General features: G+C 34.7%; 15 protein-coding genes and 1 other annotated feature. Of the genes, 2 read left to right on the top strand and 13 right to left on the bottom strand.

Annotated elements, in window-relative coordinates; genetic code table 11:
* Positions 1 to 410: 410 nt before the first annotated feature.
* The 9 genes from ACQCPR_RS07000 to ACQCPR_RS06960 form a co-directional block, all read right to left on the bottom strand.
* Complete coding sequence (locus ACQCPR_RS07000) at positions 411 to 2,375, bottom strand: LTA synthase family protein (protein ID WP_427138600.1); 1,965 nt, start codon at positions 2,373 to 2,375, stop codon at positions 411 to 413.
* Positions 2,376 to 2,939: 564 nt separating this feature from the next.
* The gene (locus tag ACQCPR_RS06995) at positions 2,940 to 3,020 is read right to left on the bottom strand and encodes a YjcZ family sporulation protein (protein ID WP_139175955.1); all 81 of its coding nucleotides are present in this window, start codon (positions 3,018 to 3,020) and stop codon (positions 2,940 to 2,942) included.
* A gap of 144 nt (positions 3,021 to 3,164) precedes the next feature.
* A complete protein-coding gene (gene glgA / locus ACQCPR_RS06990; RefSeq protein ID WP_427138599.1) occupies positions 3,165 to 4,598 on the bottom strand; it encodes a glycogen synthase GlgA in 1,434 nt (477 codons plus the stop codon).
* A 17-nt stretch (positions 4,599 to 4,615) separates the two neighbouring features.
* Entirely contained in the window at positions 4,616 to 5,722 is a 1,107-nt protein-coding gene (gene glgD / locus ACQCPR_RS06985; protein WP_427138598.1) for a glucose-1-phosphate adenylyltransferase subunit GlgD, read from the bottom strand.
* 15 nt (positions 5,723 to 5,737) lie between these two features.
* Positions 5,738 to 6,895: a glucose-1-phosphate adenylyltransferase gene (locus ACQCPR_RS06980; RefSeq protein WP_427138597.1), complete on the bottom strand. Its 1,158-nt coding sequence runs from the start codon at positions 6,893 to 6,895 to the stop codon at positions 5,738 to 5,740.
* Positions 6,885 to 8,834 (bottom strand): 1,4-alpha-glucan branching protein GlgB, encoded by a 1,950-nt coding sequence (gene glgB, locus ACQCPR_RS06975; RefSeq protein ID WP_427138596.1) that lies wholly within the window; start codon positions 8,832 to 8,834, stop codon positions 6,885 to 6,887. Before glgB ends, ACQCPR_RS06980 begins: the two co-directional genes overlap by 11 nt.
* Before the next feature lie 279 nt (positions 8,835 to 9,113).
* Positions 9,114 to 10,136, bottom strand: a complete 1,023-nt coding sequence (locus ACQCPR_RS06970) for a glycoside hydrolase family 15 protein (RefSeq protein ID WP_427138595.1) — start codon at positions 10,134 to 10,136, stop codon at positions 9,114 to 9,116.
* 398 nt (positions 10,137 to 10,534) lie between these two features.
* On the bottom strand, positions 10,535 to 11,542 hold the full coding sequence (locus tag ACQCPR_RS06965) for an LLM class flavin-dependent oxidoreductase (RefSeq protein ID WP_427138594.1): 1,008 nt from the start codon (positions 11,540 to 11,542) through the stop codon (positions 10,535 to 10,537).
* Positions 11,543 to 11,919: 377 nt separating this feature from the next.
* Positions 11,920 to 12,489 (bottom strand): hypothetical protein, encoded by a 570-nt coding sequence (locus tag ACQCPR_RS06960; RefSeq protein ID WP_427138593.1) that lies wholly within the window; start codon positions 12,487 to 12,489, stop codon positions 11,920 to 11,922.
* Between the two features lie 975 nt (positions 12,490 to 13,464).
* Here ACQCPR_RS06960 and ACQCPR_RS06955 point away from each other — a divergent pair.
* Positions 13,465 to 13,902, top strand: coding sequence for a hypothetical protein (locus ACQCPR_RS06955; protein WP_427138592.1), 438 nt, complete (start codon positions 13,465 to 13,467; stop codon positions 13,900 to 13,902).
* A 163-nt stretch (positions 13,903 to 14,065) separates the two neighbouring features.
* Here the strand turns inward: ACQCPR_RS06955 and ACQCPR_RS06950 are convergent, their stop codons facing one another.
* The gene (locus ACQCPR_RS06950; protein WP_090562317.1) at positions 14,066 to 14,773 is read right to left on the bottom strand and encodes a TrkA C-terminal domain-containing protein; all 708 of its coding nucleotides are present in this window, start codon (positions 14,771 to 14,773) and stop codon (positions 14,066 to 14,068) included.
* A gap of 242 nt (positions 14,774 to 15,015) precedes the next feature.
* Between ACQCPR_RS06950 and ACQCPR_RS06945 the strand changes: the two genes are divergently transcribed.
* On the top strand, positions 15,016 to 16,017 hold the full coding sequence (locus ACQCPR_RS06945; protein ID WP_427138591.1) for a YeiH family protein: 1,002 nt from the start codon (positions 15,016 to 15,018) through the stop codon (positions 16,015 to 16,017).
* Between the two features lie 226 nt (positions 16,018 to 16,243).
* Here the strand turns inward: ACQCPR_RS06945 and ileS are convergent, their stop codons facing one another.
* The 3 genes from ileS to ACQCPR_RS06930 form a co-directional block, all read right to left on the bottom strand.
* The gene (ileS, locus tag ACQCPR_RS06940; RefSeq protein ID WP_427138590.1) at positions 16,244 to 19,339 is read right to left on the bottom strand and encodes an isoleucine--tRNA ligase; all 3,096 of its coding nucleotides are present in this window, start codon (positions 19,337 to 19,339) and stop codon (positions 16,244 to 16,246) included.
* Between the two features lie 53 nt (positions 19,340 to 19,392).
* Positions 19,393 to 19,632 (bottom strand) — a binding site (T-box leader).
* A gap of 51 nt (positions 19,633 to 19,683) precedes the next feature.
* Positions 19,684 to 21,120 carry a 4-hydroxyphenylacetate 3-monooxygenase, oxygenase component gene (gene hpaB, locus ACQCPR_RS06935; RefSeq protein ID WP_427138589.1) on the bottom strand — a complete coding sequence of 479 codons (1,437 nt, stop codon included), beginning with the start codon at positions 21,118 to 21,120 and terminating at the stop codon, positions 19,684 to 19,686.
* 776 nt (positions 21,121 to 21,896) lie between these two features.
* Entirely contained in the window at positions 21,897 to 22,682 is a 786-nt protein-coding gene (locus ACQCPR_RS06930) for an SDR family NAD(P)-dependent oxidoreductase (protein ID WP_090562327.1), read from the bottom strand.
* Positions 22,683 to 22,834 lie beyond the last annotated feature (152 nt).

Raw genomic sequence — 22,834 nt, 5'->3', positions numbered from 1 at the left:
AATATCTATAAACCGCATGCTTAGGAATTAATTCGTTAAATTGGTTAACTAATTCATTAAGCGTTTCAAAATAAAAATCATTCAATGTTACTTCTAATTTCGTAATAGTGTTCACCTACTTCTTTTTTAGAAGTATGAACTTATCAAGTGAAAACTACTCAGTTTATGGGATATCCAAATCTTGATGCCAGAGGAAACTGGGACAATTGAAGACTATTAACTACTAATTAATAGTCTTCCGTTGTCATATGAGGAGTTTCTTAAACGCTAAAATAAAGTGAGCAATTCAACCTCCGAATGGTTCGATGATATATACTTCAGTCTATCTTCCAAGATATTTAGCAATTGTGAAATGCATGCCAAACCTATCTCTGTGTTACCCACCAACTATATATTAGGTGTATTACTCCCTATTTTTCTTCATTATCAGTTTCTTCCGTTACACCCTGATTATAATTGAATTCAGAAGGATTAACTTTAGAAAATCCCGCAGGTGTATAGAATCTCAATAAGTCACCATTTACAACTTTATCGGATAATTGTAATTTTTTATCCACTTCTTTTTTATACTCAATCGCTTTCTCTAATTGATTATCATCATCTAGTGGTAAACCTGTTGTTGCATCATAGAATTTTTCATCAATCGCATAGATGGTAGGAGTTACATAATCACCATTTCTAAATGTTACTACATTATTATGCTCTTTTGATAATAAGTCAGTACCAAAATGAACGTAATTTTGTGAATCAATACCAAGTAAGTGTAATAAGGTGGGGAGAAGGTCTATTTGCCCTCCGTAAGTATGATTAATTCCACCTTGCATTCCAGGAACGTGAATAATTAATGGTACACGTTGTAAATTGGTACTTTCGTATGGAGTAATTTCTTTTCCTATGATTTGTTCCATTGCTTTATTATGATTTTCTGAAATACCGTAATGGTCACCATAAAAAACAAGCATACTATTATCATATAAGCCAGACTTTTGTAATTCACCAATGAACTGTTCAATTGCTTCATCTGCATAACGAGCAGTTTGGAAATAATCATCTACACTTGCATCACCAGTATCAGCTTTATCAATTGTTGTTAAGTTTTGATCCATTTTATACGGATAATGATTCCCAACTGTTATAAATTTAGAATAGAAAGGCTGAGGTAGAGCTTTTATATAATCTAATGATTGTTCAAAGAATGGCTTATCCAGCAAGCCATATTCAGCCATATCTTCTCCAACACTAGTGTCATAATAATTGGCATCAAAGAAATGGTCATAGCCGAATGATTTATAAATTTCGTTACGATTCCAAAAGGTTCCGTTATTACCATGGAATACAGCAGATGAATAACCACTCTCTTTTAAGATTGCAGGAGCTGCTTGATAGGTATTCTGACCTTTTGTAATAAATGCAGATCCTTGCGGTAAACCAAATAAAGAATTTTCAAGCATAAATTCAGCATCCGAAGTTTTACCTTGTGCTGTTTGATGGAAGAAGTTATCAAAGTATAGTGTATTCGGATCTTTAATTAAAGAATTTAAGAATGGTGTAACTTCTTCACCATTTATTTTATAATTCATTAGAAAGTTTTGAAATGACTCTAAATGGATATAGATGACGTTCATTTCTTTTGCTGCCCCAAAATATTCTGGGTTAGATTCACCATAGTTAGATTTTGTATAGTTAATAATTTCTGTCATATCATCGCTATCAGCTAAAACCCTTTGTGAAGAGGCCTTTATAGTTTCAGTAGCGTCATAAATAGTATAGTTATACATTCCTAAATACTTCACAATATAGCTTCTATCAAAGCCACGAGTTAATAGCTGTGGTCGATCAATGTTAGCTAGTCCTAAATTTAGTATAGATATTGCTAACACAAAAGCAATTCCTGTAATAGCTTTTTTATATCCAATTCTACTATTATCTTTTTGTGTTTTTTTAGATAAACATAAGTAAATTAACAAAAGTACATCAACAAAGAACAATATATCGTAGGGTTTTAATAAAGAAATTACACTGCCACCTAAGTCTCCAAAGTTCTGCGTTTGAGTAAACGTAGGTAATGTAATAAAGTCACTAAAGAATCTATAATAAACTGTATTTGCATATAAAAGAATAGACATTAAAGTGTAGAATATTACAAGTAAAGTATATTTTCCTCCTCTGAAAAAGAAAGAAAACCCAAGAAATAACATGGCGGAGCCGAGTGGATTTAATAATAGAAGGAAATGTTCAAGGAATCCTTCTACTCCTAAGTTAAACTGAGTTACTTGTGTGATATATGTTTTAATCCATAGCATGAAAACGGCTAAAAAATATAGACTAGAAAACTTCTTTAAAAAAGCAGTCTTTTTATTACTTAAAATTTCCATTTTATCACCTTCCGATTAGACTAGCGATCAAGCTTTAAATTATTGGAGTAATTTGGTAACAATATTTTAATATAATTTTATAAAGCTAATATAACCTACATCTTTTTCTGACTTATGTCAAGTAAAAGTTTACTCTCTCTCTCTCTCTCTCTCTCTCTCTCTCTACTACTCCTAATCTTTGGTGTCAGTTCATTCTTATCATTGCTTTCCAATTTAATAATTAGCTGATTTAATATAAATCATAGTATAAAACCTTGAAAGCATTTAGCTAATAAAGGTAATAGAATTTTTTAACTACTAAATTATTTCAATTGTGCTCTATTAAAAAACTCAGCAATAAAAATTTTAATCAGTTGATGATATCTCTTTCTTCTATGTATTTTAAAAACGCCTTGCAGTTCTCCTCCAGTATCAATAGACTCAATAGTAATTAAGGGTTAAAAGAACAAGTTTTTAAAGTCGAACTTCCATCAATTATTCCTAGCATGTTGGAAATAGCATCTACTCTATGACTAATTATTATATTTTTGGCCAACTTTCTCTTTAATTTCGAACGTATTTGTATTAATTAAAACTTGCTCCTACAATAATTAGTAAAATAAACAATACTACAATCAACTCGAAGCTCGACCCATTATTTTTCATTTTCACTAAATAATAATTAACGCATTTTCATTTAAATCTCTAGTGATTTTCAATTTGCGAACTACACAAAGACGCATCCCTCAATGGAATGCGTCTTTGTGTAGATTATCAGGTTTTACAACCATTGTTAACAATTCTTGATTATTAATGGGACTTAAGGAGATTCTCATACAATTTTATATATTGCTGCGAAGATGAAGACCAGCTAAAGTCCAGATCCATTGCACGACCTACCAGGTGGTCCCACTTAGTAGGTTGGGAACGATATAGTGCTACTGCACGCTCAATTGTATGAAGCAATTCGTGTGCATTATAATTAGCAAAGCTGAATCCATTTCCTTCTTCTGTTATTTCATTGTATGGCATAACTGTATCCTTCAGCCCCCCCGTTTCACGGACGATTGGCAAGGTTCCATAGCGAAGTGCGAGCAATTGCCCAATACCACACGGCTCAAACTGAGATGGCATTAAAAAGAGATCCGAACCGGCATAAATCTGTCGCGCCAATGCTTCGTCAAAATAAAGGTTAGCTGACACTTTATCCGGATAAATGCCTTCTAAATAAATGAACGTTTCTTCATACCGCTGATCTCCTGTTCCTAGTAAAACAAACTGAACATCTAGACCAATAATTTCATGGAAGACATGTAAAATCAAATCTATACCTTTTTGATCAACTAGTCTAGTAACCATTGAAATTATGGGAATATCAGCATGAATAGGTAGCCCAAGTTTTTCCTGAAGGCGCATTTTATTTATAGACTTCCCCTTATAATCGTCGTATGGAAGGAAAAGATTTTCATCCACTTTAGGATCGTAGGAATTATTATCTATTCCATTCACGATTCCTTGCAGATTAACACCTCTTTTTCGTAAAAATCCATCCAGTTTTTCCCCATAATATGGAGACTGTATTTCAGATGCATAGGTTGAACTAACAGTCGTTAGACAATCTGCGAAGGCGAGTCCTCCTTTGAGGTAGCTTACATTACCATAAAACTCTAAGGCGTCCAAATGATAATATTGCTCGTCTAGATCCAACAAATCAGTTAGAACTGATTTAGGATATACACCTTGATAGCGTAAATTATGAATGGTAAACACAGTTTTAATTCCCTTATAATACTTATTGTTTTCATAATTAGCTCTCAATTGAACAGGAATCAGCCCTGTTTGCCAATCATGACAATGTATAATATCCGGTCGCTCCTCTAGAAATGGTAAGGCCTCTAGCACGGCTCGCGAAAAGAAAGCGAAACGTTCACCATCGTCGTCAAAGCCATAACTACCATGCCTATTAAAATAATATTCGTTATCTAGAAAATATACAGTTACTCCTTGATAATGAATTTTCTCTATACCACAAAATTGACGTCTCCATCCTACTGGTACTTCAATGCTTTTAATCCACTCCATCTGTTCTTTAAAATTCAATGGGAGATCGTCATATTTAGGTAATACTATGCTGACGTTTACTCCCTGTTCTTTTAAAGATTGAGGCAAGGCGCCAATAACATCACCTAGTCCCCCGGTCTTTATAAATGGGGCGCACTCTGAGGCTGAAAATAAAACATTCATGCTAGTGTACCTCCAGTTTAAAATACTACTTCTTTTCTGATTACAATCGGCTTATTCATTGCTGTGATTATTTGATTTTTAGTAATGACAACTTGTTTATCAGTAATCACATTTTCTATATGAGCTCCTTCTTCAATATCACCTTTTTGCATAATGATACTGTTTTTAACTACTGCTCCCTTTTTAACTTTAACCCCTCTGAAAATAATACTATTTTCAACAGTGCCTTCAATAATACACCCATTTGCGATTAATGAGTTAGAAACCTTGGAAGAAGTTGCAAATTCGGCAGGTGCTTCATGTTTGATTTTCGTGAAAACTTCCCACGAATCATAAAAAAAGCTTCGAAGAATTTCTGGATTTAGAAATTCCATATTACTAGTATGATATGTTTCTAGGGAATGAATAAATGGCATATAACCTGTAAATCGATATCCTTGCACTTTAAGGTTGATTAAATTTGCTTTAACAATATCCTTTAAAAAATCATATTCATCATATTCTATACAATTCTTTATTAAATCTATTAATAGTTGTTTCTTAATCACATATGTTTCTAAACATATATGATCACCTTTCTTAGGTGACGTAAAAAAATTTATATCACCAACTACACCGTTTGTATCAAGTGAACATTGATGATAAATTGGTCTTTTCACTGCCTCCCCATCGTAATCCTTATACAGAACTGTAATATCAGCACCATTACTTTCATGCTGTTTGATCACATCATTAAAGTCAATTTTACAAATATGATGGCCAGGAGCAATAATTACTGTATCTGCAATTGCCCGCTGGAAAAATTCTAAATGATCATAGAACTGCTGCAAGTCTCCTTTAATTTTTTCGTCAGGATGGATTGAAGGTAAAATGAAAAGACCTTGTGAACGGTGATCGAGATCCCATTCCTTTCCGGAACCTAGATGATCCATCAATGATCGATATTTATCTTTTGCGAAAATAGCAACTTTACTTACAGAGACGTTCATAAAGTTTGACATAGTGAAATCAATCATCCGGTAACGTCCGCCAAATGGTAAGGAGGCTAAGCAACGATGATGAGTTAATTCTTTTAATATAGGTCTTTCATTTACAAGATTAATAACACCTAATACATTCCTCATTGAACCTACCTCCTATTATAAAGCCTTCAGCAAAGCACTTTCCGAGGAAACCCGTTGATTTTCACCAATTAATATGAGTCCTTTTTTAGAGTCAGAGATTACAGCACCATCTTCAATAACTGTACCGCTACCGATTATAACTTTTTCAACGATAACATTATTACCGATTTTCACATTTGGCATGATTACAGAATTTTGTACAATAGAGCCACTGCCAACTTGGACATTATAGGAAAGAACTGAATGATCTACCTTTCCAAACACCAAACAACCTTCATTGACTAAAGATTGTGTTACATCAGCATCTTCAGATATATATTGTGGGGGATGGTTGGCATTTCCAGCGTATATTTGCCAGTTTGGATCTCCTAACTTGAAATTTGAAGGTTCCTCCAATAAATCCATATGTGCTTCCCACAGGCTTTCAATCGTTCCGACATCTTTCCAGTAGCCTTTAAAGCGATACGCTTGTAGTTTTGCTTCATCCTTCAGCATTTTGGGAATTATGTCTTTTCCAAAGTCATTAGAAGAACTACTATCCTGTTCATCTTCTGTTAAATATTTTTTAAGATGTTTCCAATTAAATATATACACTCCCATCGAAGCTAAATTACTTTTTGGATATTTTGGTTTTTCATCAAATTCAATAATTTGATCCGTTTCGTTTGTATTCATAATACCAAAGCGATTTGCTTCTCCCCAAGGTACCTCTAAGACAGCTATCGTCGCATGTGCACCCTTTTCAATATGATCTTCGAGCATATTATTGTAATCCATCTTATAAATATGATCTCCTGAGATTACAAGTACATATTCTGGATTATTATGATCGATAAAGTGGAAGTTTTGGTAGACGGCATTTGCTGTACCTTTATACCATTCACCACCATCTTTTCCCTGATAAGGTGGTAGCATCGAAACCCCACCGTTATTCCGATCAAAATCCCATGGACGGCCGTTCCCAATATATGAATTTAAAATGTGCGGCCGATATTGAGTTAGTATGCCGACAGTATCAATACCTGAATGTGTACAGTTACTTAAGGTAAAATCGATAATCCGGTATTTCCCTCCAAATGGCACTGCTGGTTTAGCTAAGTCACTCGTCAATTCCCCGAGCCTCGAACCTTGACCACCTGCTAAAAGCATTGCAATCCATTTTTTAGATGCCATTTGTACTGACTCCCCTTTTTCTTTTTTTCGTTTCTTTCATGAATATAGCTATCCCTAATGGTGGTACAGTTATTTCTAAGCTATAAGGTTGGTTATTTTGAGAAATTTGACTGGCATTCATTGGGGTTGAATTCAACTGTCCCGACCCTCCATATGAAGTAGCATCACTATTAAATGCTTCAAAATATTTACCCTTGGTCGGAACTCCTATTTGATATTTATGGTAAACAGTGGCTGAAAAATTACAAACAATAATGCAATAATCCCCCTTACGTTTTCCTTTTCTCATAAAGGTAATCACACTTTGATCTGCATTATCCGCGTCGATCCAATGAAAGCCGACTGGCTCATGATCTAATCGCCATAGTGAAGATGTTTCTTGATATAATTTATTTAAATCTCTATAGTACCGAAAAAAAGTGGAATGAGCGTCAAAATCTAATAGCATCCAATCCATTTCTTGTTGGTATTTCCATTCGTCAAATTGTGCAAATTCACTACCCATAAATAAAAGTTTCTTCCCTGGATGCGCAAATAAATAGCCAAATAAGAGGCGAAGGTTTGCAAATTTTTGCCAGTAGTCACCGGGCATTTTATTTAGTAATGACCTTTTGCCGTGAACTATTTCATCATGTGAAAATGGAAGGACAAAGTTTTCTGAAAATGCATATAAAAACGAAAATGTTAATAAATGATGATGCTTTGGTCGTTGATTAATATCAAGCATCATATATTTGAGCACGTCATTTGACCAACCCATATTCCATTTATAATTAAATCCTAGTCCACCTGCACTAGTTGGACTTGTTACCAACGGCCATTCGGTTGCTTCTTCCGCCATCATCAGAGCACCTGGGAATCTTTGGAAAATATTCTCATTTAACTTTTTTAGAAATTCGATTGCTTCAAGATTCTCTCCACTTCCATATTGATTTTTCAATTTTACAGGGAGAGGATTATCATGATTTAGGTAAATCATGGATGAAACTGCATCTATACGAAAACCGTCTACATGATAGACATCCATCCAAAATATTGCGTTTGAAATGAGGAAGCTGACGACTTCAGGCTTACTATAGTCAAAGCTATATGTTCCCCAAATTGGTCTCTCTGCTCTCATTGGGTCTGCCGATTCGAAAAGTGCCGTTCCATCGAACTTTCCAAGTCCATGTATATCCTTACAAAAATGTGCAGGCACCCAGTCAAGTATTACGCCAATGTCCTTTTGATGGCATCGATCTATAAAATACATTAGTTGTTCAGGCGTACCATATCTGCTAGTCGCTGAATAGTAGCCAGTTATTTGATAACCCCATGAACCATCGTACGGATGCTCCATAACAGGCATCAACTCAATATGTGTAAAGCCATTATCAATTGCATAATTGATCAATTCATCTGCAAGTTCTTGATAATTATAAAACTCCCCATCTTCTTTTTGTTTCCATGAAGCCAAGTGAACTTCGTAAATCATCATGGGTTTGTGATAAATATCCTTTTTTACTCGGTTTGCCATCCATTTTTGATCTTGCCACTTAAATGTATTCAAATTGTAGATAATAGAAGCTGTTTCTGGTCGGAGCTCCGAATAAAAAGCATACGGATCTGCTTTTAACTCCTTCCGTCCATCTGGTCCTGTAACCTCATACTTATAGATATCACCATGTGCAAGTTCAGGAACAAATAAAACCCAGATTCCAGATTGATCCAAGCATTCTAGTTTATGCTGAGTACCATTCCAATTATTAAAATTACCTACAACGGAAACCTGTCTTGCATTTGGTGCCCAAACTGCAAAACGAACACCTTGTATATCTTTCTCATCAAGTATATGAGCTCCGAGCATCTTATAACTTTCATACAGTGTTCCTTCATGAAAAAGGTATACATCAAAATCACTTGGGTATAGCTGGTTATTCAACTTCATGACTTCTACCATTTAAACACCTCTTTCAATCTATGATTTTCTCAATATAAATACCAATTCTACTCTAAATTATTCGCCATATATCTTTAAACACCTTTTAATATTTAACTATTCCTAATATTCGATAAATATTGACATAATAAAAAATCCTCCATACAATGGAGGATTTTTGTGAAATACATTTTGTTCATGCAATGTTAATAACAATAAAATACTAAGGTCCGTTAATCGTAGAAAAGTTATCAGCTGTCCTCCCTTGTTAAAAGATAATCTTATACCTGTATTTTGAGCTCAGTCATTTCCTGTCAATTGTGTAGAATGTGTATTTACCATACGGTTTAAAAATAAATATGAAAGCGATACGGACCATGCTAGTGGAGTGTTGCCATTTGGGACATTTTTACCGCCAATATATAATTCAGGGACTTCCCAATTTTCTGGTACGATTCTTTCCGTTTTATCCACATATTCATAAGCCTTGTCATGCAACCCCAGTTCAAAATAACACAGTCCAAGCCAAGGTAGTCCAAAGCACCATTCTGCTTCGCTGCCTTCGTTATAATACTGATCGTTACGATAACGAATACAGCCATTTGTCCGCTCAAGTTGTTCGGAAACCATCTCGACTATCTTAAGTGCAGTTTTCCTTTCAATTACACGATACGGATAGATAAGTGAAAGAAGTGATAAATCTGTTTCTTTTGTTTCACTTTCACGAGGTAATAGAAAACGCAGCGTCTCTTCACCTTTTTGAATTAGTTCATCCTTAACATTCACAAGCATTTTCACCGCACTCAAGCCTGCCACACATGCACCTACACTTGAAGCATGTAGTTCCATATTTTCTTCCCACATTCCATTATCCTTTGCTTGCCAGTACCCTAGACACTCTAGATAGTCGACTAGTTTCTGAACAATAGAAAGATCATTCTCATCACGGATAACTTTATGTCCGTGGCTTAATCCCACTCCTACTCCCCATAGGAACGCTCCAATCGCATCATTCTGCGCATGACCCCATTCTTGGCTCAATTCCTCTAAATCTGTGGAATATCGCGAGTGGATATACTCAAAAAGATAAACCGGTTTTTTTTCTCGGTGAATATCTATTTTCCATTCGTATGTTTTAAATAGTTCAAATAAAGCATGATATGCTTTTTCATACCGATCAGAATTGCTTTGTAAAAAAGGCAATACCGTGTATACGACATCACGTATCCAGACAAAATGGTAGTCTTTTGAAACGCTGGCTGTATAAGCTCCATTCGATAGACGCATCCGATCTAAAACTTCAATTGCATTGTTAATTTTCATTTACTGGACCTCCCTTTAATAATTCTATACAGTGATTGTTAACTATTTGCATTTATTCTAGACAAATAAAACACGAAAGCGCTCCCATAGAAAAGTAAAAAAAATTAGTACTTATATTTTATGTAGGAATTTTTCTATTGGAAAAGCAACCAGACCCAATTCCCAAAAATATCATTAGCTTGCACTTTATAATCCGTTTAGGCAATGACCCGATGCAAATTTTATTAATGTCATACCTACTTATTAAAATACAAAGAAAAAAACATAACCTTATCCTATAGGGATTCAGTCATGTTTTCGTTTGACGCCAAAAAATGGTTGCTACATTCAGCAAAAATTTTAAAATTCCGTTTCGTTTGAATTCCACATAGAATTCAATTTAGTAAGAAATAGGCTGCTTATAGTTGATCAACAGCTTCCTTCAATATTTCATATGAACGTCTTCTTGCTTCTTGATCGTAAATATAAGAAACAGCCATCAATTCATCAACGTGGAATGCTCCTAGGAATGATTTTAATTGGGTACTGATTGCATTTAGATCTCCCTTAAATGTATAAACAGACATTCCACGGACAGCATTTTCTTCTAAATGGTTCCAATGACCATCCATTGTATCTATTGGGGGCTGTAACAAATCCTTTTTACCGCTTACTACATTTAAATAAAAACGATCACTAGATGTTGCAAGCTTTTTAGCTTCCTCATTTGTATCTGCTGCTATCACATTTACACAAACCATCACATATGGTTCTGACAAATACACAGAAGGAACAAACTTATTACGATAAATTTGTATCGCTAGTTCAAACTGTTGGGGGGCAAAATGTGCAGCAAATACATAAGGTAGTCCCAAACGAGCGGCTAACTCTGCGCTTGAAGTACTCGAACCAAGAATGTAAATTGGTACTTTGACACCTACACCAGGAAAGGCACGAACTCCACCTTGCTGATCTAATGATTTAAAGTAATTTTGCAATTCCACTACATCCTGTGGGAAAGAAAAAGAAGTTTCCTGAGTCGTTCTGCGTAGAGCATGAGCAGTTTGCATGTCAGTTCCCGGAGCACGACCCAGTCCTAAATCCAGTCTATTCGGATAGATTGTTTCAAGAGTACCAAACTGCTCTGCAACAACAAGTGGTGCATGATTTGGTAACATAATACCACCTGACCCTACTTTAATAGTTTCTGTTTTTTCCAATACATGACCGATTAAAATAGAAGTAGCAGAACTAATAACAGTCTGCGAATTGTGGTGCTCCGTTAGCCAATAACGATTGTATCCGATCTTTTCCGCATGTTGTGCCAGGCTAACCATATCTTTAAAAGCTTCTTTGTTTGACTGGCCTTCTTTGACAGCCACTAAATCCAAAACCGAAACAGGAATGGGCTTAAGTTTTCTTATCATATTTTTTTCTTCCCTTCGTTATTTAAACGTCTCTAATAGATAATAATTCTAGGTAAATATTTGTTCAAGGTATCTGCTTTATAAACGACAGAAACTAAAAATAGACACCCTAGATTGTATAAGTAGAATAATATATAAAGAAAAACGAAAGTAACATTTTTTTTAAAAAAGAAGCCCCACTACTTTTACAACAGTGGGACAACTTTAATAAAATTAAGATTCTCTGTGAATTACGGGGGTCTTCAACTTTTAAAATATATTCTTTCTATTCAACGTTTCATTAGACTCTAGCAATATACATAGCTATAAGTATTGATATTTACCTCACATAACAATAATTATTTTAATACAAGAAAACCTGGAAATATAATTATTTTTTAACCTGTTACTATCTCATAATCTATAACTTTGTCTTCTTCATCAAACCAGATAATTAGGTAAGAGCTATCCATTTGTATGAATCCTAACTCAAGACCAAGCAGGTATTCTATAGCATTCTGTTCGCTGTAAAACGAGTTTTTTTCTGGAACTCCTAATTGCTTTTGGATATCTTTTTTTGTTTGTCCGACTATTTTATTTTCTTGTAAAAAATCATAGACAATATACCTTCTGTCATCAGGATAATTCAACCACTTTTCCGTTGTAAAATTTAGTTTTTCCTCATTCTTCCCTAACATATCTATCAAAAATAAAGGCGGAATGAAACTAAGAATAGCAAAAACCAGTAACAAAGTTCTACGTTTTTGTGCATGCTTAAGATAACTGTATTTCCACAAAATTAGTATAAACACTAAAAACAAAAAGAGTGGCACAAGAACTGCAGACAGACTTAATATGCTAAATGTCGCATAAAAAAAAGCTATGATAACCGCAAGTCCTAAAAAAAGTAATGAATACAAAATAACGCCTAAGATAAATATAATATCTGTTGATTCTTTTTTAGCCAAGTCCTAATCACTCCTATTTAATTTGATAAAACTGTGATTATTAATTCCTTGAAAATGCTAGCTTTTATTTTTAAAAATACATTTGGTAGATCAAGAGTATTTAAAAACTCCACTCCCTGTAACCTATCGGATACCCTAGAATTCTCATGGGGCCAGCTACTTAGAAATTATGGAGTTTTCTTATCTCTATACAAATTCCTTTCTTTTCAAAATGCTATGATAAAAACCCTGCACAATATCCTCTGAGATCGTATGATTTTTCACTTAGATAAACAAAGTAGCTCCCCTCCTGCGTTCGAATGAGTCCCAAGAATAATCGATCCTCACCCCTATCTTCCATATTAACCCACCTCTAGAAGTAACAGTTAGACGAATTGCGCAAAAGAATTGTTTCATTTTACTTTGTATAAAATTTTGAAATAAAAAAATTCAATAGTTTATGTTAAAATACTAATGGAATAGACCAAGATTAAATAAATAAATGTCGACAAAATTGCAGTGCTTGGCACTGAAAAGGAATGTTTGTATTCGTTTTTAAATTGAGTTCTATAAACATAAAAAAGTTGGCCAAAAGTACAGTGATAATTTTACTTATAAATGAGTCAATTTCATAATTACTTGTCTTATTCAAAAATACGAATATTTACTTAATATTGCAATATATTAAAAGCGATTCCGTTGATTGGAGTGGCAGGCGGTGACTCCAGCGGGAACAGCGCGAGCTGAAAGCCCCGGAGGAACGTAGTGACGAGGAGATTGAAGCCGTGCCCGCGGAAAGCGCCGCCAAGAGCGGAAATCAGCATTGTTCGGATTTGACTATATAAAATTCTTTATGAAATTTATTCAATTATATAAAATGATCAATTATTCACATTTGATGTAACTATAACTACGTTGTTGTATCTTTCAAAGTTATTGAAGCCTAGAGTAATAGAACTGGGTATATGTGATTAATATAGAAATAGGGGAGATTTTTTGAAGAATTACTTGCCTGGTTTTATCATATCGTTGATTCTATTTATAATCCTAGCTATAGTAAATCAACAAGTTTATAGTAATGTCATGTCTTTAGATTTGCTGATTCCTTTGTTGGTACTTCAAGTTACCTTTTATAAATTTTTTATTGTAGACAAAAAGCGTTTACCGTATTTTATTTTCATTTGTATTTTTTTAATCACTGTTTTATTTTCTTTACCAGAGTTAACTCTTAATCAAGCAAAAGAGAAGGTAATTAACAAGTATGAAATGAACATTTTAAAAACAGACACGATTCCGATTGAATTCGACAATATCTGGAATCCTTTCAACCCAAATAGGGCTTACTTTTTTAAAGGATATAGTTCAAGTTCAGATAAAGAAGTTTCAGTAATGATTATACCTAATAATGGTATGGTTGTTGTAATAAATCAGTAAGAAAGCACAAAAATTTCGCATGGGAATAATTATTCTAAACCTCTATTTTTATAATTAAAGCCTAGGAAGATAATGGAGATCTACCCTGGCGATGCAGGTCAATATTTCTAATCTAACTTTATTTAATGTATCTATTCTAATTTAGATAATTTTGGTACTAAGTTTAATTCCGACGATCAATTTCGTTCTTTATCTCCTCTTCATGTTCCTTCAGTTCTGCTTTAAAAATTCTTCTAATCACTTCTTTATCACCGAACATTAAAATGAAATCTCCGGCTTGAAGCTCGGTATTTAGTCTTTTCTTTCGGATAATAATTTCTCCTCGCTTTATTGACAAAACATTTATGTCTTCCTCTGAATTTAATTTCTCTATTAGTTTTCCACCAATCATAGTTGAAGAACTGTGGAGTGGAACTTCCACTAAGTAATCATTCTCTTCTGTTAAAAAGACATCTTTTATAGTCATATCTTGAAGATCAAAGTTTCTTTCAAGTTCATGCTCAAATAAGACGGTTAGTTTATTTTTGACTTTACCAACCTTTAAAACAAATAAGAACAAAACCAATGTTCCAGCGACATAACCTATTTTCATAGTGAAAAATTCATCTGACAATATGCTGCTAATTGCAGAAATAATAACCGCTAAAGAAAATGCACCAAAGAGGATTAAAAAAGCACCAAGCCTTCTACGTATGGGGTGATCAATAATTAGTTCTGATTCCCCTGTCGTAAATCCAGTTCCTGTAAGCATGGAGATAACCTGAAATCTGGCAATATTTTTTTTAAGTCCTGTAAAAGTAAACAGGATGGTATTAATTTCTATTACAATTAAAATAATCGTTAAATACACAACAACAAATACATAGCCCATATAGTTCCACCCCTGATTAAAAGTCCTTTAAGTTAATCTTTATTATCCAACAATTTACTAATATATATACTTGGACTTTAAGCTTCACTTTCCCACAAACTGCTCGATTAAAACATTTCACTTAAATAGTTCCCATACCTATATGTCTATTTGTTTCTATTGGTACCCAAAAACAAAGCATGTGTATATTATGTTAAAATGATTTTTAGCGAGAACAGTAAACTATTTAATGAGGTAGAAAAATGACAAGGAAAATTATAAATCTTTTACCTGGACTATTAGCTTGTATTGCAATTGCAATGTTTGGTATAGCTCTCGGTAGAATATTCCCTAATTTAGGAAGTGGCTTATTTGCGATTTTGATTGGTATATTATTTGGCAATCTAAAAATAGGTTCATATTCTATTTTAAAGTCGGGAGTAAAGTTTTCAGGAAGTAATTTATTATATATTTCTATTGTGCTGTTAGGAGCTACTTTGACTTTCAATTCATTATTGGAAATCGGAATATCAGGACTAACTTTTATTCTCATTCAAATGACAGGGACGATTATGTTTGTTGTTTGGTTAGGAAAAAAACTACGATTCGGCGAGGACTTTGGTTTACTGATGGCTAGTGGAAATGCAGTCTGTGGCTCATCCGCAATTGTGGCAACTGCACCAACCATTCAGGCGAGGGAATCTGACGTTGCCGTTTCTATTACAATTGTTAATCTGCTGGGGACGGTTTTGATGGTCATGTTACCATTGATTATAAGTGTAATTTTTCATGACAATGTATTGCGTTCATCTGCTTTAATAGGTGGAACATTGCAATCTGTTGGACAAGTAGTGGCTAGCGGAAGTATAGTCGGTGAAACAGTTAAGGATCAGGCAGCCGTCTTTAAAATCAGTCGAATTATATTTCTAGTAGGTGTTGTTTTCGTTTTGAAACAAATCAAACTAACAAAGGTAGAGCAGCCAAAAACAAAGGTCCCATTTCAATGGAATACAATCGTTCCATGGTATGTCGGAGGGTTTTTCATATTATGTTGTATAAATAGTATTCTACATTTCCCTGAAATAGCTACTCATTCCATTAAAGGATTCGGAAACTATTTGGAAATAATTGCTTTAGCTGGAATTGGATTGAGTGTTAAAATTAAAGACCTTACCCTAAACGGTTGGAAGTTATCGGCTTATGCCGGTGGAATCGGACTATTCCAGATTGTATTTGCTCTATTATTGATTTTGCTGTTATTGTAAAATGAACTTCCTTTTGGGAAGAGGATGGCGAGAAGTACTATGAGTTAACTAATAAAGGTTTAAACTTAATACAAAAAGAACAATTACAGTTAAAGAATCGATATTCCTTAAAAGATTTATTCCAGCGTCCCTGGAATGGAAATCAATTTTGTGCACAGCAAAAAAACAGCATTTTTCTCACTGAGAAAAATGCTGTTTTGGGGTTCTGTCCAACCTCTTAGTGCAATTATTCTAACTGTATACTAAAGCTTACTTTTTGATTATCTAACATAATAGTTATTGATGAGTCAGATTCAAGGTCTGAAACAAATTGTATATGATGAACCAATACATTTGTTTTTATTAAGGAGTCAAAACGCTCAATTAATGATTTGGAATCCTCGTTGCAACTTATTGAAAGATTTATATATTTTTCAATTGGATAATTATGCTTTTTACGTGTGTCCTGAATGATACGTATAAACTCACGAATTTGCCCTTCTTCTATTAACTCAGTAGTTAGCTTCGTATTTATAAGTACCTTATAGATTCCATCCTCTAAAAATGCATAATCTTCTTTCATATGGGATTCTGTATTTACATGCTCTTTTAACAATACATAGGATTCATTTGACAAAACTATTGTTATATTTCCTTCTGATTTTAGTAATTCTTTTTCGGAAACCGTCAAATGCTCCACATACTGTTTCACATCATTCACATTTTTACCAAATACAGCACCAGCTGTTTTGAAGTTTAACTTAAACGAAACTTCTTCTAGCTCTTCCAAATCCGTTACAAAATTTATTTTTTTTATGTTTAGTTCGTCTTGAATAATGGATTCATATTTCTTTAAGTTTTCGTTGGATACTACTGTATAAATGACCATTTCGGCTAGTGGTTGTTTTACTTTCAAGTTATATGAATTTCGGATGCTGCGACCTAACTCCACAATCTTCAATACAGCATTCATATCATCCTCTAATTTTCTATCGATGAAGTTGCTTTGATGTTTTGGGTAGTCTTGAAGATGAACGCTGGCATTTTGTAATTTTAAATGTATGTCCTCTGCGATGTATGGACTAAACGGTGCAACTAATTTACTAACAGTACTTAATACTTGGTATAGAGTATTAAATGCTGCACGTTTATCGTCAGAAAAACCTGTCGCCCAAAAACGCTGTCTCGATCTACGAACATACCAATTACTTACTTCCTCTACTAATTCAGCAATTTCACGAGTAGCTTGAGTAATTTGATAATCTTCCATAAACTCTGTTACCTTTTGAACTGTACTATTCAGCCTTGAAAGAACCCATCGATCCATTTTTGTTTGTTCACCAGGTTTCGTTCTATCGAAGGTAAACTGATCAATATTTGCATATAGTGAATAAAATTTAAAAATATTATCAAGTGTATCAAGTAGCTTAGAACTAGCTTCTTGTACATTCTTTGACGAAAAACGTTTTGGATTCCATGGAGAACTATCGACTAATAATGACCAGCGTAATGCATCGGCACCGTACTGATGCATTAAATCAAGTGGATCTAGTGCATTCCCTTTACTTTTAGACATTTTTTGACCTTGCTCATCTAATACATGTCCAAGTGACAACACATTTTTGTAAGGTGCTTTTCCTGTAAAGAGGGTTGATACAGCAAGCAAACTATAGAAGAATCCTCGAGTTTGATCAATTCCTTCTATTACTACATCTGCAGGGAACTGATCGTTAAATTGTTTATTATCACCAAATGGATAATGGTGCTGTGCAAAAGGCATCGATCCGCTATCAAACCATACATCGATTACTTCAGGCGTACGCAACATTTCCCCACTACATTTTGGACAAGTACAGAGAATGGTATCTATATATGGCTTATGCAACTCTAAGTTTTCAGGCAATGGCTTAGATGCGAGTTTTGCTAAAGATGTAATACTAGTCGGAGCTACTTCATATTCACAGGTTGAACAAATCCAAATGTTTAAAGGGGTTCCCCAGTAACGATTTCGGCTGATATTCCAATCCACCACATTTTCTAAGAAATTCCCAAAACGCCCTTTTTTAATATGGTCAGGATACCAATTTACCGACTCATTATTTTCAACTAGCCGTTCCTTTAATGCTGACATCTTAATGAACCAACTGTCCGTTGCATAATAAAGTAGAGGTGAATCACAACGCCAACAATGAGGATAGCTATGCTCGTATTTCTCCTTATGAAATAATAAGCCGTTATTCGCTAATAACTTAATGATCTCAACGTCACTGTCCTTCACAAATTGGCCAGCTAAATCTGTGACCACTTCTGTATAACACCCTCGTTGATCCACGACATTTACGAAAGTAAGTCCGTTTTGTTGTACTGTTAGATAATCATCCTCACCATATGCAGGGGCAATATGCACTATTCCTGTACCACTCGTTTCTGTTACATAATCCGCTAACACAACAATATGCCCTTTTGTTATATCTATATAATGGAATGGCGGAAGATAAGGAACACCTTCAAATTCGACTCCTGAATGTTCACTTAGGACAATAGCTTTTTCTCCTAACACAGCAGGAACTAATGATTTTGCAAGTATATATATTTCACTTTCTACCTTAGCCCGCACATAGACTAGACTAGGATTCATAGCAAGCGCTACGTTTGCTGGTAGAGTCCAAGGTGTTGTAGTCCAACCAAGAAAGTACTCATCAGCATTTACGAGTTTAAACTTAACCGTAGCAGAGAGATCCTTTACATCTTTATAACCCTGTGCCACTTCATGTGAACTCAAAGATGTTTGGCAGCTAGGACAATAAGGTGATACTCGATGTCCTTTATAAAGCAGTTTATCGTGATGAACCTTACTTAAAATATTCCAAACACTTTCCATATACTCGTTACTTAATGTTAAATATGGGTTATCCATGTCTACCCAATAACCAAGTTCTTCGGTAAAAGAACGCCAAATTTTTTCGTATGTGAATACACTTTCCTTGCACTTCTTAACAAAATCCTCAACACCGTAATTTTCAATATCTTGCTTCCCTGATATTCCTAGCTGCTTCTCTACTCCAAGTTCAACTGGTAAACCATGTGTGTCCCATCCTGCTTTTCGCTCGACTCTAAACCCTTGCATAGTTTTATAGCGAGCTACAACGTCTTTAATCGTTCTTCCTAATGCGTGGCCGACATGCGGTAGGCCATTTGCTGTTGGTGGTCCCTCATAAAAAACAAATGGAGTGTTCTCTTCCCGGTTTTGTACAGACTTTTCAAAAGTTCTATTGTTTTGCCAATACTCTCGAATTCTTTGTTCCCTTTGTACTTTACTTTCTTTTACATCTTGCGCACTCATCACTATTCCTCCTATACATTGTATAAAAGGCATACAAAAAACCCCGTCCCAAGTAAAGGGACGGGGTTAACCGCGATACCACCCTAATTCTATTGAGCCGATCCAATAGCACTTAGCAACGTACAAATCATACGTGTTCTTTTTAACGGTAGACACCCGGATAAGCTTACTAAAATCTTCAGCTCTTCTTCTCAGAGAGGATATTCATGTATAACCTGCACACTGACTTTCACCAAGTTGTCAGCTCTCTGGGAACAAATCGATACATTACTCTTTCTCTTCAACGAATTTATATGCTTTTATTGAATAGTAATATAGCAAAATTAGAAGATAGTGTCAATTATTTATTGTTTCAAAATATCTTTCACTCGTTGTACATATTCTTCCGTATCATAGGAAAAGTATAACTGACTTGCCAATCGAACAGGATCACCAAAGAAAAAACGTTCATATAGTGTTTGTCGTGTGCCAAATGCACTCATAGTTAAATCCCATGCTAATCGGAAAAGTTTGACACGATCCTTTCCAATGTCTTCCCAAGATTGTAAGTAGTGATTTAACTCATTTCTAATAGGCGATTGAAATGCGCTTTCGGTTGGGATGGACATTAATCCACTGGCACCTAAGAGCTGAATTATTTCGCTAAAACGCGGATATATGCGTGGAAATACATTCATAGCAATTTGTAATGTGGTGCTGTCTGGTTGCATCCATCCACCTTTGTCTACTTTGGCCTCTACTTCTGATTTTATCACCAACGCTTTCATCGTTTCCAAGGCAATAATTATTTCAGTTGCTTTCTCTTGCACATGTTGATATTCCTCAATATTAATTGTTTCAATAATAGATTGGACAATTCCCAATATGAATTCAGTTTTCACAATCTGCCTAGATGCTACTTGGTGAAGTGTAAAGGGCAAGAACGAGCTCGACTTCATAAAATTAGTTGATATAAATAAATTGTCATAATAAAATACACGCTCCCAGGGAACTAAAACATCGTCAAATACTACGATACTATCAATTTCTTCGTACTTCGAACTTAATGGATAGTTAAAATTGGAGTCTCCTCCAACAAATGATTCCCTACCGATGAATCTTAACCCTTTTGTATTACAAGGTATTGAAAATGCAAAGCTATTACCTTCTTCTGCTTTCCCCCCTGCTGCAATAACTAATAGTTCATCCGTTATTCCACCTTGTGTCGCAAGTAGTCGCGCACCTTTTATAATGATTCCATCTTTGTTCTTGCCCACTATTTTTGCGGCTATAGGTTCATCTGAACGTTCCACATAAAGTTGTGTGCGATTTACTTGTGGTTCTATAAACGTATGAGTCATAGAGATGTCATTTTCTCTTGCATATTCGTAAAATGATTGTAGATTATCTGGAAAACAATTCTTTTGGTCCTGCAATAAATGAACTGATGAGGCTAATGCCATTAATACTGTGTTCATATAATCCGGACTTCTTCCCATGAGTCCATTGTTCGATTTAGCCCATTGCTGCACCATTTCTCGTCTTGCCCCTAAATCCTCTTTTGTCTTGGGCTGCAAATATGACATTCCTACCCATTTTTTTGTAGTTGGAGATAAATAAGTTAGAACATTTTTTAAGTCTTTGTCATGCTGAAGATCGTACAATCTAGCCTGACTTTTTATAATTCCTTTAAAAGCAGGATGCTCAGAAATGTTCCCTGATACAGGCTTTCCGTCTATCCAAACATCCGCTTTAAGCTGATCGATCCGATTAATATACTGCTTGCCTGTTATAGCTGGCATACTTTCACTCCTAATGTTTAGGCTGCACTTAGCTCTATAATATTACTTTTAGAGTAGAGTTGTGACTGTAAAGGTGGGATGATTCCACTGCTCTTTCAGGAGATGGTTTGTAAATTACAAATAACCATGTGTTAAAAAAGTAGGATTACAGGATAGCGAGGAAGAAGGTTTAATTCATGGCTATTAGAAAGTCGAAATAGAAATTCGGGATATATAACACATATGACGCCTAAGAAATCAAAAGGAAGTGATTTTCTTATTAAAGCAGATACAATGGAAGAGCTTGAACGCAAATGTAAAATTGACTTGGAGGACTTCAAGCAACTATTAAACTAAAAATTACTGAAAAAGCTACAAATGAGGATTGTGGTCGAGGAAACTCTGCTTATGATCTAATATAAATATTGACTGATTTAAATAATTAGAAACCCTTTTACAATTAGGATTTCTAGTTTTGTTTTCAATTCCATAATATTATTAAATTTACATTTTAATTGAGTCAATTTCATAATTACTTGTATTATTTAAAAGTACGTATGTTTACATAATATTGTAATAAATTATTCGTTTTTAGGGAAAGTTGATCCCGTCGATTGGAGTGGCAGCCGGCGACTCCAGCGGGAACAGCACGAGCTGAAAGCCCCGCAGGAACGTAGTGACGAGGAGATTGAAGCCGTGCCCGCGGAAAGCGTCCGCCTAGAACGGAAATCAGCATTGTTCGGGTTTAACTAAATAATATTTTTTATGAAATTGACTCAATTGATATTCTATTTCCCTTAAAGTGTTCCACCAGATCCACCATCGATATTTACGGCTGTTCCAGTTACATAGGACGCAGCATCGGATACTAGAAAAGTAATGACATTTGCTGCTTCAGTTGTTTCACCAATTCGTTGAAGTGGAATCGTAGGACCTACTACATTTCTAGAATATTCTTCCCAAGTAAGTTCTGGAGCGTCCTTTTTCCATTTTAATTCGATTTGATTACTTCTGATAAGTCCAATGCAAACTGTATTTACCCGAATATTGTCTTTGCCTAAGTCTTTACTCATAGCTTTAGTCAAAGCCATTCCAGCTGCTCGACTAACTGTCGTTGGTAAAGAACTTGCAGGCGGTGTTTTCCCTAAAACTGCTGTTACGTTTACAATAGCTCCTCCGCCTACTTCTCTCATATAGGGAATTGCAGCTTTTGAGGTATGTATTGCTCCAAATAATTTTAAGTCTAAATCTGTTTGCCATAAATCTGTATCTACTGAATCGAAAGGATTGGCAGAGGAAGTACCCGCATTATTAACTAAGATATCAATTCGACCATAATGACTAATTGTTTTTTGAATGATTTCTTTACAAGCTTCCTCTTTTGTAATGTCAGCAGGAACAATTAATACGTCTGCTCCTGTTTCAGTTTTAATAAATGCAGCTGCCTCTTTTAATTTTTCTTTTCCTCGTGCACAAAGTACTACACTTGCTCCCTCTTGCACTAATTGCAATGCTGTTTGTAAACCTATACCTTTACTTGAACCAGTAACTATTGCTACTTTTCCTGCTAATCCTAATTCCATTATGTTGCCCCCTTGATTTCGGTATCCTGTTCATCTTTCATTATATTACAAGTTTATCATTTTTCAGAATTATTACTCTCGTTATATAAAAACAGGCTACATGAAAGAATATATGTACTGATGAAGAAATACAACTTCCTTAAAACCTAAAT

Source organism: Psychrobacillus psychrodurans (assembly GCF_050209195.1).
Lineage (GTDB): Bacteria > Bacillota > Bacilli > Bacillales_A > Planococcaceae > Psychrobacillus > Psychrobacillus psychrodurans.
The sequence above is the reverse complement of the archived record's forward strand: the minus strand, read 5'-3'. Positions and strand labels throughout refer to the sequence as shown.